The organism is Blautia marasmi (genome assembly GCF_900258535.1).
GTDB classification, from domain to species: domain Bacteria; phylum Bacillota; class Clostridia; order Lachnospirales; family Lachnospiraceae; genus Blautia; species Blautia hominis.
In genome coordinates, this window is record NZ_OIWX01000001.1 from 286,568 (window position 1) to 301,947 (window position 15,380).

The 15,380-nt window shown below is 40.4% G+C and carries 12 protein-coding genes; all 12 read right to left on the bottom strand.

Annotated elements, in window-relative coordinates:
• Nucleotides 1–6 precede the first annotated feature (6 nt).
• The 12 genes from C6P39_RS01220 to C6P39_RS01275 all read right to left on the bottom strand — a co-directional run bounded on the left by C6P39_RS01220 (nt 7) and on the right by C6P39_RS01275 (nt 15,379).
• Complete coding sequence (locus tag C6P39_RS01220; RefSeq protein ID WP_104802497.1) at nt 7–2,487, bottom strand: glycosyltransferase family 2 protein; 2,481 nt, start codon at nt 2,485–2,487, stop codon at nt 7–9.
• Entirely contained in the window at nt 2,480–4,720 is a 2,241-nt protein-coding gene (locus tag C6P39_RS01225; protein WP_104802498.1) for an SAM-dependent methyltransferase, read from the bottom strand. The genes C6P39_RS01220 and C6P39_RS01225 overlap by 8 nt, the downstream gene beginning before the upstream one ends.
• 29 nt (nt 4,721–4,749) lie before the next feature.
• On the bottom strand, nt 4,750–6,048 hold the full coding sequence (locus tag C6P39_RS01230; protein ID WP_104802499.1) for an ABC transporter ATP-binding protein: 1,299 nt from the start codon (nt 6,046–6,048) through the stop codon (nt 4,750–4,752).
• A gap of 12 nt (nt 6,049–6,060) precedes the next feature.
• Nucleotides 6,061–6,870, bottom strand: coding sequence for an ABC transporter permease (locus tag C6P39_RS01235; protein WP_104802500.1), 810 nt, complete (start codon nt 6,868–6,870; stop codon nt 6,061–6,063).
• Nucleotides 6,871–6,885: 15 nt separating this feature from the next.
• On the bottom strand, nt 6,886–7,452 hold the full coding sequence (rfbC, locus tag C6P39_RS01240) for a dTDP-4-dehydrorhamnose 3,5-epimerase (protein ID WP_104802501.1): 567 nt from the start codon (nt 7,450–7,452) through the stop codon (nt 6,886–6,888).
• A gap of 21 nt (nt 7,453–7,473) precedes the next feature.
• Nucleotides 7,474–8,793, bottom strand: a complete 1,320-nt coding sequence (locus C6P39_RS01245) for a D-alanyl-D-alanine carboxypeptidase family protein (RefSeq protein WP_104802502.1) — start codon at nt 8,791–8,793, stop codon at nt 7,474–7,476.
• Between the two features lie 252 nt (nt 8,794–9,045).
• Nucleotides 9,046–10,977, bottom strand: coding sequence for a DUF2142 domain-containing protein (locus C6P39_RS01250; protein ID WP_158661421.1), 1,932 nt, complete (start codon nt 10,975–10,977; stop codon nt 9,046–9,048).
• Nucleotides 10,961–11,359: a DUF2304 domain-containing protein gene (locus C6P39_RS01255; RefSeq protein ID WP_104802504.1), complete on the bottom strand. Its 399-nt coding sequence runs from the start codon at nt 11,357–11,359 to the stop codon at nt 10,961–10,963. The genes C6P39_RS01250 and C6P39_RS01255 overlap by 17 nt, the downstream gene beginning before the upstream one ends.
• A 28-nt stretch (nt 11,360–11,387) precedes the next feature.
• A complete protein-coding gene (locus tag C6P39_RS01260) occupies nt 11,388–12,077 on the bottom strand; it encodes a glycosyltransferase family 2 protein (RefSeq protein WP_104802505.1) in 690 nt (229 codons plus the stop codon).
• A 15-nt stretch (nt 12,078–12,092) separates the two neighbouring features.
• Nucleotides 12,093–13,229, bottom strand: a complete 1,137-nt coding sequence (locus C6P39_RS01265) for a glycosyltransferase family 4 protein (RefSeq protein ID WP_104802506.1) — start codon at nt 13,227–13,229, stop codon at nt 12,093–12,095.
• A 1-nt stretch (nt 13,230) separates the two neighbouring features.
• A complete protein-coding gene (locus C6P39_RS01270; protein WP_104802507.1) occupies nt 13,231–14,511 on the bottom strand; it encodes a lipopolysaccharide biosynthesis protein in 1,281 nt (426 codons plus the stop codon).
• Nucleotides 14,501–15,379, bottom strand: coding sequence for a LicD family protein (locus C6P39_RS01275; RefSeq protein ID WP_104802508.1), 879 nt, complete (start codon nt 15,377–15,379; stop codon nt 14,501–14,503). The genes C6P39_RS01270 and C6P39_RS01275 overlap by 11 nt, the downstream gene beginning before the upstream one ends.
• Between the last annotated feature and the right edge of the window lies 1 nt (nt 15,380).

Below are 15,380 nucleotides of genomic sequence, written 5' to 3' on the forward strand. Positions count from 1 at the left end.
CCGACGTTACTTTCTTAAAGAACAGTCACCTTTTTTTAATGTCAGATTTTTATTGTAATATGGATCCCCGTTTTTCAAGATATCCGGCCACTTTCTTCTGAAACGTTCCACCTCACCCCGAAATCGCTCGAGCTGCGCCGCTGTTTCTTCTTTTCCTCTTGATTTTGACTCATAATGGTATAGCTCCGCATAAGGCGTAAAGACCACCAGTTTGTCAAGGGCCCTTACTTTCATGCAGTAATCCACATCATTAAAAGCCACTTCAAAGCTTTCATCAAAGCCATCCACCGCTTCAAAGATTCTCTTATCCGTCATCATACAGGCAGCTGTCACAGCACTTAAATCCTGTGCGCTTACCAGACGGGCCCCATAACCATATTCTTCTCTTGGAATACAGGAAAAAACATGTCCTGCGATTCCTCCCAGACCAATGACCACGCCGGCGTGTTGAACTGTTTCATCCGGATAATAGAGTTTAGCTCCGGTTATACCTACATCTTCTCGTTGGCAATATCCCAGCATTTCCTCCATCCAGTGCTGACTAATAATCTCAACATCATTATTTAAGAACAAGTAATAATCTCCCGAAGCATATTGAACAGCATAGTTATTGATGGCTGCATAGTTGAAAACACCCTTCCAAGTGATCACTCTTAGATTCTCATGCGTATTTGCCAACATTTCATAATAGGCAAATGTTTCCTTTTCCACACTGTTATTTTCAGCTATTATAATTTCAAAGTTCTCATAACTGCTCTTTTCATATACCGACTTCAGGCACTTATCCAAATCATCAATATGATCTTTGTTCGGTATTATGATGGAAATCCTAGGCTCCCCTTCAATTTCAAAAAATGTACGGTATCTTCCAAAGATTTTTGTCAATTCAACAGATGCCTTAATTCCCACCCTGCGATAATGTTCTTCCAATGCCTTCCTGCCAGCCTCAAAAGCGTACATTTTACTGTCCGGATTTCCTGCCGTTGAATTTGGATGAGAACGCCAGTGATACAGTATCTTGGGTACATGGGCAATCACCCTGGCTTTTTCACAGCAGCGTAAAATCAAATCAAAATCCTGCGCACCATCAAACTCTTTTCGGAAACCTCCAATCTCATGGATCAGAATTCGTCTAACCACAAAAATATGACAGATATAATTACTACTTCTAAGGAAGTCTAAATTAAAATCCGGCTTAAAACAAGGCTCAAAAAAGTCTTTGCCATCCATAGTAACTTTATCTTCATCTGTATAGACAATATCTGTCTCCGGATTCTGATTAATGGCTTTTACAATCTCATAGACAGCGTCTTTGGCTACTATATCATCATGATCAGCCAACATAATAAAGTCACCTGCAGCAAGTGCCAGCGCAGCATTTGTATTTTCTGAAATCCCCCCATTATTCTCTAATTTTTTGTAAACCACATGAGGGTTTTTTCCATACTTTCTTAAAACAAACTTTTCCACGCCTCGATCCGTACTGCCGTCTGCAAGACATAACTGTACCTTACTATATGATTGTTGTAACACAGAATCTATAATTTCCTTCAAGTATTTAAGCGGCGTATTGTATAAAGGAATTACGACACTGATTAGCGGTTCATATTTAAAATGCTGGTTTTTCTGTCTCCTGAGCATGGGGACTGTTGCGCTGTGTTGTTTCAGCCACAGGTTATAATCCCCATAATGTGGATTCATCTGTGTTTCGAGATAATGATAAAACGCCTTCCAGCCATATTTGCTAATATAAGCCTTGTTGTTCTCCTTATTTTCTTTAGCAAGTGCTTTTTTTAAGCGTCCTTTTCTGGAATGTTCAAAATCAAACTCCTTCATGTTTATTACATAAGATTTTTCAGCCGTACCGTTTGAAAAGATAATGCGCAGTTCTTGTCCCTGTATCTCTTTTCGCATAATGCTGATATTGAAGGCACATTTATAGTCCTGATTGGCTAATTTGTAATTTTTATTAACATCTGGCCGTACCAGGCGTTCCATTCTATGGGGCAAAGATATTCCTCTTTCATCCTCCACTTTTATGCTTTCTTTTTCATCCAGATCAATGACCCAGCCACGGATCACAATCTGCTTTCCTACTAATTCCAGATAATCAACATTAAAAAATATTTTTGCAAACTCATACTCTTTTTGTAATTCTTCTGTCTTCTTGGAGAAAATCTCTTCTTCCCCGTCCGCTGAAATCACGTATATACCAATTGTCTTAAATTTTTCCACAATATCAGGAATATCAGACAGATAGAACGCAAAACCTGCATCTTCTGGAATTTTAATCCCTTTCAGTACCTCTTTCAGGTCTTCCCTTTTCCGTGTAAGTCTTTTACTTGAAAGTACGGCAGAGTTATCCCCCCTGACCTCAAGTGTAAACTCCATACCGTCGGTAAAAAGACACCATCCTTCTATCCTATACTGTCGTTCCTTATGCATCTCTATCTGTGTCAGATCTATACTTTTCAGCAACTCACTCATTTTTAAAACCCTTTTTCATCATCTGGTATGCTCTCCAGACTTTTGTATTTTTCATTTCCTGTATCAAAGCTTCCCTGCCTGCCAGAGTTTCTTTCAACACTCCAACTTCAGAGGCCAGCTCTTCTTTTTGTTTCTTTTCCTTCAGAAGTAATTCTAAAACTTCTTTTCCGCATTCTGCTACCCGAAACTCCACAAGGACAGAAATAGTTTCTTTTGGAAGATAATCCGTTACGAGATAAGGATCCTCCGTATTAAATATCAATCTTTTATCAGAACTGTTTATCCCATTGGCAGCATAGGGTAACGGAATGCAGCCTTCTTTTTCTGTTCTGGCCTTAATTTTTACATCTTCCAGGATGCAACTGCTGCAGCAGGGATCTATCCGTATACGTCTGACATCAGGAGAAACCAGTATCTCGGCTTTAAAACTGCCATCTTCCCTTGTCAGGAATCTGGAATCTTCCTCACTGAAATCATCACCATAATCCTCATAAATCTGCACTTTATCCTTATATTCTAAACTTTGCAGGGCACTCCTGTCCCTAAGGTCAAAGAGGACTCCGGGAGAAATATCCTGGTACATATCACGAATCGGCACCTTATTTCCCAGGATATACCGCTGAAAATTACTTTCCATAATTTCATAAGCTTCTATCTCTTCCCGGCAGATTCCTGCACGAGTGAAAAAGTCCAGTTCTAAAAGTCTGCCTCTGGCAGTACTGGTATATAAGTAATATTTAAGGACACGGAAAATCTGATAATGGACAGGAACCGGAAATTCAAAACTCCATTCATAATCCAGCATCTGCCAACGATCTTCTTCCCATACTATATTATTACAGACTGGGTCAATATTGGTCATCCTAGCACATTTAAGCCCCGTTGGCAGGGACACATCACCAAAGACTTCTCTGAAGCCATCTGTCATAACAAAATCACGGTCATTTCCCACACTATCCAGCACATCAAGATATCGCTTCAGTGTCTGCCATAATTTCTCAAACTTCTTTTTCCGCAGAAAACCATCCAATACCGTCTCCAGTGTAATACCTGTCAGATATTCCAGTTCAATCCCTTCCCCTGTGCTGACACAACGGTTCAATTCTATGGGAGTGCCCGCATAAATATCCGAAAGTTTTTCATAAGTATAAGCAATATGCTCCAAATGCGTTTTCCCCTCCTGGGTCTCAGGGAATTTGCACACTTTTTTTTCTCCATTACTTTTTTTCAATATTTCTGTCCTGATAGAAAAGAATGGTGAACGTTCATTGGAATATTTTACAAATATCCTTGCAAATTCCTCTTCTTGTTCCTGCTGCTTCTCCAGCAAGACCAAAAAAGAATTGGCATACAGATGGAACAATCCATTCTCCAGAATAGAATTATACGTCCTTGTCTCGTCAAACAGACGAACCCGCTGTCTGTCAAAATTATAATTTATTTCCCGCAGTTCCCCTACCTTTGGCAGCCACATATCTGAATAGACATACATGGGAAATTTATAATCCGGATACGGATAATAAAAAGTAAAGGTATCCAAATCTGCTTCCCTAAAAATTTCTTCCAACTCTTTTCTGGTAAATGTCCTGACACCATTTGTATTGGGATATCCTTCAATTCCTTCAAAATATGTCCCCACATGGTCTTCCGTACATCCTGCCCAATATTTCAAACCAAACCTGTTTTCAATTGCGATCACTAATTTTCCGCCGGGCTTTAGATGGCCTGATATAATGCGGAGCATATCCACATACGGGTTATCCGTACCGATATATCCTTCCGAATACTCAAAAACCCCTATGAGAGTGATGTAATCATAATCCGATGGCAGTGTCTTTTCAATATCCTGAAAATTCCCTACCATAATCTCAATGTTTTTCAGTTCCTGGTGCCGATAAGCATTGATCCTGCTTCTCATTTTAGACAAATCTATACATGTGACCCGTCCGGCTTTTTTTGCAAGGGAGCCAGTCACCGCACCGCATCCGGAACCAATTTCCAATACTTTATCCTTCTTACTGATAGGGAGCCAGTCCGTAATATTGTTTCTAACATGTGAAAAATGATATAAAACCGGCCAGCTTTTTTTCTCTGCTATGATTCTGTTAAATTCCTCTCCCTTATGATTACTGGCAATCTCAAGAAGTTCTTCCTCCACTGCTCCATCACTGTATAAATCTTTTCCAGGGTAGAACTCATAGTCTAATACAACATTTCCTATTTTTTCTTTCATATCCTGCCCATTCCGTTTCCCAGCTTGTTTTACTGATAGAAAACCTTCACCTTGGAGTTCATATCATAAAAACCAACTGTATTTTTACTCGATATTACGGTGACATTACAAATATCATAAAGCCGGTGGAATACTACAAATTCCCCATCCTGGTAACCTGTACATCCAAGTGACAGCAAATATTCGCCACCCTGCATATTCATTTCCTGGGTGAATAATACTACCACCTCATTCCCTTCATTTTGCGGCAGTATTTCCACTTTTTCGTACATGGTATTCGTCCCTGTGATTTCTGTACCCTGAATATTCTTAAATGTGTATGCAAAAATAGGCTCAGACACAGGCTTATTGAACCGTACTTTTATCTTTATAGTAAAGCTGCTTTCTTTTTCTATTGTATTTGTCGGAATTCCCTGACTGTCTACAATAGTAAAATCCATAATCTGTGCACACCTGTCCCCATACTCCAGACGCTCAGGGTTAAGCGCAAATGGTTTTGCCCAGGAGTCTTCCTGAGAACCGGATTTTCCTGTTTTTTTACCAGGTTCTTCTTCAGCCGGAGCATCCACCTCTTCTGCTGTATCATCTTCTGCCTGTCCCACCAGGATTTTTTTATAAAGGTCAACCATCTCTTTCGGTTTTCCCTCAGCCATCTTGATCCCCTGGTTTAGAAGTACTACTCTGTCACAATATTTGCTTATGCTTCCCAGGTCATGGCTAACAAACAAAATGGTACGTCCCATCTTTTTAAATTCTTCAAATTTGCGGTAACACTTTGCCTGGAAGAATACATCGCCAACAGAAAGAGCCTCATCTACGATCAGAATTTCAGGTTCTATATTGATTGCCACAGCAAATGCAAGTCTCACAAACATTCCGCTTGAATACGTCTTGACCGGCTGATGAATAAAATCACCGATATCTGCAAAATTTAATATATCATCCAGCCGAACATCTATCTCCTCCCTGGAAAAGCCAATCATAGTTCCATTAAGATAGACATTTTCCAGACCAGAATATTCCATATTAAATCCTGCACCAAGTTCCAAAAGCGCAGAAATCCTGCCGTTTACAGTTATCCCGCCTCCTGAAGGATTCAGAACTCCTGTGATGATTTTCAAAATCGTAGATTTACCGGAACCATTCGTACCTATTATTCCTACTGTTTCCCCTTTATTTACATCAAAAGAAACATCATTTAAAGCAAAATGTTCCTTATATTTTTTCTTTTTTGTAAGGCCCAGGGATTCTTTTAACCGATCCATGGGCTTATCATATAATTTATACATTTTACTAAGGTGGTTCACTGAAATTGCAATATCTGACATGCTTTTCTCTCCTTACAGTACGTCCGCAAAATGTGGTTTCAGGCGTTTAAAAATAACAGATCCAAGGGCAAACAACAAAATAGTAACAATCCAGAAGTAAAGCCCCCATTTCCAATGTGCCGTCAGCCAGGTTCTGCCCAGAATAGAATCCCTGTACCCTGAAACGATATAATAAACCGGATTTAATTTGAACAACTTACTCAAAAAAGGATGTCCGCTCATTCTCGATAAATCCCACATAATAGGAGTCATCCAGATTCCCACCTGAAGAAAGATATTGATAATTTGTGTCAAATCTCTGAAAAATACTACTATGGCACTTGTCGCATAGACCAGTGCCAGAGAAAATAAAAATGTACATCCTGAATAATAGAATATCTGTATCGTGTGTATTGTGGGTGCGTATCCGTTCGCAGCGCATACCACCAACGCGAATGCCACAAAAAATACATGCACAAGCAATGCAGATATCACCTTTACAATAGGAAGGATACTGATTTTAAATACTACTTTTTTTACCAGATAATTATATTCCAACAGAGCATTTGTACCACCGTTCAAGCTGTCCTGAAAGAAAAACCACGGGACAATACCGGATATAAGATATAATACAAAAGGATAATCTTCCATGTCGCCAGCTTTTAGTCCGATAGTAAACACAAACCAATATACCATAATGGTGACAACCGGCTGTATAAACGCCCAGACGATTCCCAGATAAGAACCTGCGTATTTTGTCTTAAAATCATTTTTTGCCAGTGACAGAATAAGACGTCGATTTTGGTATAACTCTATTGGTAAGCCTAATATTTTTTCTTTCATATGTGTCGCTCCTGTTTATTTATTATCCCTGTAAGCCTGAATACCGCCCCACTTGTGGTCCTTCTCAGATATTATCAGATCCTTTTCTTCCATCCCTTTTGGCATGGGCCATTTCACACCGATATCCGGATCATTCCATTTTAGTCCGCCTTCGTCATTTGGATGATAAAAGTCTGTACATTTATATGCAAATTCAGCATAATCGGACAACACTACAAACCCATGTGCAAAGTTTTTAGGGATAAAGAACTGTTTCTTATTCTCCGCTGAAAGCAGTACTCCATGCCATTTTCCAAATGTTTTAGAACCAGGTCTTAAATCCACAGCCACGTCATACACTTCCCCGCTTACGACACGTACCAGTTTGTCCTGGGGATAATTAATCTGGAAATGCAGGCCCCTGAGCACCCCCTTTTTTGAACTGGACTGATTATCCTGGACAAATTCCATATCTATACCTGCCGTTTTATAATCATTATAATTATATGTCTCCATGAAATATCCCCTCTCATCCCCAAAAACTGCCGGTGTAATGATTTTCAGACCTTCAATTTCACATGTTTCCACTTTGATTTTACCCATCGCTTTTTCCTCTTTTCCATATTATTTATTTGTTTTGTTATTTGTTTTATTCTTTCTTTTCTTTCTTCTCTTCTTTTTTCTGTCGTGGCGAATCAACGCAGCTAAAAGGACTATCAGTACAATAGTAAAAACGACCATAAGGATTATAAGAATATTCATTAGCGACCATCCCTTTTGCTCCTTATTTGGGGATTCTTTCAAATCTTTCTTTTTCGTATCCTCTACGTCTCCAGTCTCTGTCTGCTCTTCTGGTTCCGTTTGGACCTGCTGCTCTTTCTCTTTTTTATAGGCACTCCCTACTTCCTGGCCTGCAAAGGTATAACGAATCAATGTCCGTCCATCAGACTGCACTTCTTCTGTCGCATCCAATTGTTCCACTGTGACATCTTTTGGTACAATCACATAACCTTCTTCCAGTTCCACTTTCTCGAAACTTTCAAAGCCATAGTCAAAAAGATTCCTGGTGTCCAGACAATTAGGTCCCATGTCTGCACCTTTCATTACTACCGCTATATAAGTTTTACCATTTTTTTCAGCACCAGTCACCAGGGTTTTTCCCGCCGCCTCTGTACTGCCGGATTTTCCGCCAATACAGCCCTCATAATACTCTGGACTTTCCGTTGCCATAAGCGGGTGGTGTGTGTGCATACTCCGCTCGGCGGCCGTCATATTTGTGGCAGGGATTATATAATTCTGTGCGGAAATCACTTCCCGGAATGTATCATTTTTCAATGCTTCCCGAAAAATTAATGCCATATCATATGCCGTTGTATAATGGTTTTCATCCGGCAGGCCACTGGCATTGGTAAAATGTGTATTTTTACACCCAAATTCTGCGGCTTTTTGGTTCATTAACTCTGCAAATGCACTCTCCGAACCAGATACTACTTCTGCTAACTGGACAGCCACCTCATTTGCTGATTGAATCATCAGACCATACAGACAGTCTTTTATAGTTATTGTCTCTCCTGCAAGCATATGAATCGTACTGCTTCCAGCTATCTGCTCTGCCGCCACTGCCGTTTCTGAAAATGTCACCTGTGTATCCAGTGAGGTATTTTCTATAGTTAAAAGGGCTGTCAGAATTTTTGTGATGCTGGCCGGGTATCTCAGTTCATTCATTCCTTTATTATATAACACAAGACCGCTGTCCGCTTCCATCAGCACTGCAGTCTCACAAGCCACCTCCGGACCCTTGGGCCACCCCTGGATTTCATCTGTGGTAATAGGATAAATCGTACCGTTTGAAACCGCTTCAACCGGAACTGAGGTCATAAAACAACATATCATGGCAACAATTAACGTAATCTTGAAGCACTTTCCACTTTTCTTTTTAATCATATATTAAAATTACTCCTTACACGCAAACCAGCAGTACCCTGTGGATACTGCCGTCCGACTTCATTTATTTGCTTATATATACCTTACCATACTTTTGGCTGTAACCATAAGTATCCATAAAAGGTTTCCTCCCACTTCGCAAAGCTGTAGTAATCTGTTATACTATATCATTTTCAGAATTAAATTTCAACGCCTTATTTCACTCATCCGTTGCTGAACGTTATAAGTCACGAAAGAAATCTTAATGCTTTGCTAAAAAGTTTGAACTATAATTGTATTATAAATAACCGGTAACAGGATAAACAGGGAGCCTCCCGACACAATCACAGTATGAATATGATCTGGAATATCGTTGATCAGATTTTTACTTCTAAAAGCCATGAAAAGTAAGATCGTCACAGGAAAATAATACCTTCCCTGCACTCCGTTAATCTGTCCCGCTCCAACTGGTGTATAACTTAAATAAAGCGCTGTCCAAATCAAACACATAATTCCAAATGAAACAAATACAGCCAATCCTTTCTCCCATACTTTCAGCCCTTTTCTGTAATCTCTTTTTGTAGCCCCCATAATTGTATACATAAATAGAATTACAGCCGGCACCGTCCTGTCTATCACCATAAAATGCCCCATCCGGCTCATTCCTTCTGACCCAAATACAAATCCAAAAAATGTATCCGAAATACTCTTTAGCAACAATTTTGTATAAAACAGCGGATGAGAAAATATATTAGACAATTGTCCTGCAACGCTGGTATCTCCCCCTCTGGCATCTCCCCCCATACTCTGTGGATTCGATATTGCCGGAAGCATAAAAGTGCTCAGCATAAGAAGCATCACCAAAAAAACTGCTCCCCTGAAAATACTGCTTTCCTTTTTTGTCCTGAACTTTTCCTTTGGAAAAAAGCATGCCAAAATGATCATGGGTATATATACAGGTTTTGGAAGGCTGGCTAATACAAAAGCTACTGTAAATATAGCAACATTTTTGTAGGAAATCTTTCTGTCTCTGTCCATCCATTCCATCAACAAGTAAGAAATTCCCAGCATGCTAAATGCATTTACCCAGGCGTCATAGGTGTAAGTAAGGGATGACATCAACGCAGTAGGCATCAACGCAGCAGCCAGCATCAATGCCTTCCCGGTTTTCAGATGCCTGATTGCAAAATATATTACTGTGCTGTACAAAAACAAATTGCCCATACGCCCCATCTTATAGACGATCGTAAACGGCAGATGCAAAAGCATTCCCAATTTTAGCATAAGCCATTGAAAAATATAGCTGAACGTATAAAGATTTAACGAATAGCTACCATCAGTTTCCCATCCTTCCCCAGATTTGTCCATGTAATTGATCGTTTCATTCCAGTATTCATTCTCCGCCTTTTGCTCCTGTTCTGACTGCGGCAGGTGATACGGCCAATTCCGTATAGAAGGATATATCAAATCTTTGATGCCGGCCGGGAATGCAATTTCATCTTTTCCTGCCAGTGTGTCTGCGAAGAAATAGGCTCTTCCAAAGTGTATCTCCTCATCAAATCCTACCTTATGGGACGGCATAGCCATAATGGCAAGCATACCCACTGACATGATAATGACCAAAAACACCACTTCTAATTTAACCGCTATTTTTTTATATAATACCAGAAGTAAAGACAATAAAAAAAAGGCTGCCAGAGTGACGAACCCTATCCTGTAAAAGGAATAATTACGGGTATTGTTCAGTGCAATATTATATATTGTCACATCTGGCACATCTTCCGGCAATCGGATCGTAATTTGATCTGTTACAGCCCGAATATTGACTGTAGAACTACAAAGTATATAATTGTTGGAATCATGAATAGTTCTATTGACAATATTATCATCTGATATATATTCTTTTATATCTATATCACATTCCAATGCATCCCCATAGGAGTATTCATAATAAAATTTGTCCACATATTGTTTTTCAAATCTTATTGTCAAAGAAGCCTTTTGCCCTGAACTGACATACCTCCCATCTTCCTGAAGAGAAAAATCCTGAGGTTCAATTTGATCTGCAGCCATATATTGAAAATCATTTTGTTTTTCAATTGGTAAATTATATATAATCTCACCTAAAACACCTGCCATAAGTGCTAAAACAGGCAGCCAGACAAACTTTACATATTTAAAATATTTTTTAACACTTTCCTTCATACCTGTCTTCCCTCTCAGCATCCGGTTCCTGCCCTGTTCCCTCTTTATGATTTACCTGCTTTTCCAGCAAAGCAATCTCCTGCGTCAATCGCTTCACCTTCACAGAAAGCCTGGATACTGCCGTTGTGAGGGAAAATATAATCAGAAGCGCAAAACAGAAGCCCGCAAAAAACAGCAGGTTGACTGCCTGTCCAATTCCAAAGGTTTTTGCAAGCCAGCTTGTAAGGCTCGGAAAGCAGTCAAAGATAAGGACGCCAATTCCAAGCAGAAACCAGAGTAGTGCATATTTTAATTCTAATTTATTTTTTCTGATCAGGTTGATCAAAATTCCCAGTGACAGAAAAACCACGGCTGCCACCAATATTTGTGTTTTAATGTTCATACAGAATCCCTCCATATTGGATGTCCGGCTATTTTCGTATCCGCTCTATCAAGATGGCAAGCGACACTTTGATCATATAGTAAACAGACTTTTTCGCTGAAATAGATGATACCCCTCCTGTACGCTCATGCATAACGACTGGAATTTCACCCACTTTCATCCCTTTGCGGATAATCGCCACAACGCTCTCAGGTTCCGGGTAATCTTTCGGATAATTCACTGAAAAGATTGACATTATAGTCTTATTTACCATCCTGAGACCAGAAGTAGGATCCGTGATGGTCTTTCCTGTCAGTACTTTGATCAGACCGGTAAAGTAACGGATACCCAATCGGCGAAGACCTGTGGACTGGAATCCTTTTTTCTCTATAAACCTGGAGCCGATTACCATATCCAGATTATTTTGCTGCAGTGTATCTGCCATCTTTTTCAAAAAAGCAGGATCATGCTGACCGTCTCCATCGACCTGAACAGCCATATCATATCCATTACGGCAGCCGTAGAGATAACCTGTCTGCACCGCACCGCCAATTCCCAGGTTCTGGGGAAGGTTGATCACATTGAAATTGTTTTTTTTACATATTTCAAGTGTATTGTCTGTTGAACAGTCATTGATAATGACATAATCAAATTCATCGGCAAATTTTTCTATATTCCTGACTGTATCTTCTATGCTTTCACTTTCATTATATGCAGGTATGATAATTAACTTTTTCATTTTTTTCTTCCAGTCTTACAAATTTCTCACTTTCTCTGATGTGATATCCCAAGTGAAGTTTTCCAATAACCTCTTATACGCCTTTTCGGCGGCTTTTCCCCTGTACTCTTGTTTTGGGATCAGCTGCTCAAGTGCGTGCTGTATAGTCCCAACATCATTGTCCCGGATAATACAGCCATATTCTTTGCTGGTGATCAATTCTTTTGAGCCGCCCTGTTCAGTCGTCAGCACATAGCATTTGCAGGCCGCGGCTTCCAGTACAGAAGTGGAAAATCCCTCTGAATCAGAGGGGAGACAGAAAATATCCGTCTGCATAAGCAGCGCTATGATATCCTCAAAGCCCAGGCGTCCCAGAGGGAAGACTCCCTCCTCCTTCATTTGCATGATGGTGTCCTCTTCGTCCCCATCCCCGGCAATCATGAGATAAAGATCCGGATTTTTTTCTCTTATATTATGAACAGCTTTTATTAACTGTAATATTCCTTTTTCCTTCAGCAGGCGGCCTGTAAAGGTGATCACAAGGGCTTCTTTTGGTATTTCGTATTCTGCCCTGAAATCTCTCTTCTCTCTTTGCTGCACTTCTTTTATTTTCTCCATATCCACGGCATTATATAAGGTTCCCTTTGCCTTAATATGAAAATGTTCCAGCCATTTTACACAGGCTTTTGACACCCCGTAAAAATCTTTGCAGAATATTTGATCTAATTTTGTGATCGTATGCTCCACCAACTGTTCAGCCATATCTCCAATGGGGTTATGAACCGTCATATGGGATGTACCATGGTCAATGATAATGCATTTTGCTCTCTGTTTTCGTGCAAAAAGCGTACCGTACAGGGAATGTGGATAAAACCGGGTGTTGATTATGACAAGATCAAACTGTGTCCGCATCAGTATGCGGTTTATTTTTAAAAATTCACGGTTTATTTTCAGCACAGGATAACGGCCATCCATAAGGCTGATGCAGGGAACACGATAAACTTTCACCCCCTCCATCACCTGGCAGGCCACAAGTTTCTCCACATTTGATGTTACGATTACAACCTGGTCGCCTTTTTTAATAAGATACTTTGCCAGATTGTATGTATAGCGCTCCACACCACCCAGATGCGGAAAATATTGAGCTGAAAATATACAGTATTTTTTTCCCACCTTATAATTCCTCGTTTGTAATATTCTTTCTTTTATTCGTTACTATTCCTATCGCAGCCGCAAAAAATACGGCTGTCAGCATCATCGGAAGCCCATATGAAATGGATGCGCCGTGTATGGCAAACCGTTTTACAAGCAGGGGCGCCAGAATCCAGGCACTTAAAAATCCGATACCATAACCAACCAGCACCAGCGCCTGTTTTCTCATCACTGTAAGAACATAATAAAATACCGTGATAAAAGCATTCATACTTCCACCCAGCATGATCAGCACCAAATCCAGCCTGTAGAGATGCAGATCAAGGCCCGAGAAAACATTCAGAATCGGAATACCCAGTAAATAGGCTCCTGCAACACCCCCAACAGTCAAAAACAGAATCCAGGCTGTGGATTTTTTTATGACTCCGAAAAATTCTTTCTTTTTATCATCCTCCCAATACACTGCCAAAGTAGTCAGCATAGGCCGGAAAACGAATAAACTAAACAGATTGATGACAAATGCCGGCATCAGGAGGAAGCCAAAATAATTCTGTATTTCATCTGTCAGGTAACGGTCAATGGCATATTTGGGCGCACTGATAATATAACCCGCCATAAAACTTCCTATAAACAGCGGCAGGCACTCCCAAAACAGCCTTTTTACCGCCGATAGGTTAAACCGAAATCCAAATAGTGCATAATGGGCTGAAATTTGCTTGTCAAACAAAAGTATTATAACAATAGAAACTATACACATGATCATGCTGGCGGTCAACAGACTTTTCGTGAACAGTAAGGCTCCGGCAAAAAAAAGTGTGCTGAAAATCACTCTGATCCCCAGAGACATACCTGATAGATCAATCCTGTCCTCAAGCTGAAACAGACCCTGAAAGGAGTCTGACAGGCAGTCCAGCGCTTTGTAAAAACAGATCAGAAGAATAACCGCTGCTTTCATTCCTTTCTGTCCCGTCCATACCACATATACAAAAGCCCCTGCCATCATCAGAACACAGGTCATGACACGGAAGGAAAAATAATCCTTAAATGCCACCCTGCCTTTTACATCTGTCGCCTGTATTGCCCTTGTCTCAAAACAACCAATCGTGGTTAAAAACTGGGCTGTGGAAAATGCCAGAGAAAAGATTCCCCCATCTGCACTTCCATTTATTCTGGTCACGATTGCCAGCAGGAGGAAAGATGACAGCGCATTGCTCATGCTCCCCACCATGTTCCATATAAATTTCTGTCCCGAGGAGGCTGTCCCTTTTAATCCCCACGGCATTTTCCGATTATCATAAGTCATGTGTTTCTTCCTGTTCCTTACCAAAATCCAGAACATGAGGACAGTGGTTTACCCTCTTGTCCGGCTCTGGCATTTTCATATAGTCACCGTACTGTCTTCTGAGTATTATGTCGTGCTGTTTCGGTACACTTATGAAGGTATCCTCAAAAGGCTTCTCTGCCAGAGGAAAGACTTCCTGCCTTCTGACCCTGGATTTCCATGCCAGCGGATCCACATACTGTACCATATACTCTGTTTCTCTGTCATTATAAGTCTGCGCAAGTTCATCCAATCTTTTGTAAATCTTCTGCCCTGTCAGACCAAACAGCTTCATTCCATAATGACCGCAAAAGCACACTGCCTGTGCAGCCTTTTTCTTAACTCCGCACATAGGGATATTCGGATACGGGGTCCCGGCCAAAAACAGGAGCCTTCCCAAAAACCACGTCTTCCGTATTATTTTTTTCCTGCTTTTCTTATCATCCGGCAAATTATCAAAGGGATATATATCAATGTTTATACCCATGTGGCATTTCATCCGTTCTCCAAAACAGGGAACAAATGTGGTTCCTTTTTTCTGGAGATGTGTGATCGTGCAGGTAAATCCAGGCTGTATGAGCGGAGTCAGGACTTCATATTCTCCCCCCATCTCCTGTTCCCATATCTGAAGAAATTTCTCATAATCTTTTCTCGTCATGGCCATGTCAATATCATCGTCCCATGGAATGAACCCTTTATGGCGTTCCACTCCAATACCTGTTCCCCAGGAAACAAAACAGGACAGATCATGACGGCGGCACACTTCCATAAAATCTTTTAAAATCTGCAGTTGTACCTGGTGTACCTTATGAAGTGTCACCTCATCATACTGTTTATATGTAACAGACATT

Coding starts and splice junctions, on each gene's coding strand:
- C6P39_RS01220 (WP_104802497.1), bottom strand. CDS start 2,487: ATGAGTGAGTTGCTGAAAAGTATAGATCTGACACAGATAGAGATGCAT.
- C6P39_RS01225 (WP_104802498.1), bottom strand. CDS start 4,720: ATGAAAGAAAAAATAGGAAATGTTGTATTAGACTATGAGTTCTACCCT.
- C6P39_RS01230 (WP_104802499.1), bottom strand. CDS start 6,048: ATGTCAGATATTGCAATTTCAGTGAACCACCTTAGTAAAATGTATAAA.
- C6P39_RS01235 (WP_104802500.1), bottom strand. CDS start 6,870: ATGAAAGAAAAAATATTAGGCTTACCAATAGAGTTATACCAAAATCGA.
- rfbC (WP_104802501.1), bottom strand. CDS start 7,452: ATGGGTAAAATCAAAGTGGAAACATGTGAAATTGAAGGTCTGAAAATC.
- C6P39_RS01245 (WP_104802502.1), bottom strand. CDS start 8,793: ATGATTAAAAAGAAAAGTGGAAAGTGCTTCAAGATTACGTTAATTGTT.
- C6P39_RS01250 (WP_158661421.1), bottom strand. CDS start 10,977: ATGAAGGAAAGTGTTAAAAAATATTTTAAATATGTAAAGTTTGTCTGG.
- C6P39_RS01255 (WP_104802504.1), bottom strand. CDS start 11,359: ATGAACATTAAAACACAAATATTGGTGGCAGCCGTGGTTTTTCTGTCA.
- C6P39_RS01260 (WP_104802505.1), bottom strand. CDS start 12,077: ATGAAAAAGTTAATTATCATACCTGCATATAATGAAAGTGAAAGCATA.
- C6P39_RS01270 (WP_104802507.1), bottom strand. CDS start 14,511: ATGACTTATGATAATCGGAAAATGCCGTGGGGATTAAAAGGGACAGCC.
- C6P39_RS01275 (WP_104802508.1), bottom strand. CDS start 15,379: ATGTCTGTTACATATAAACAGTATGATGAGGTGACACTTCATAAGGTA.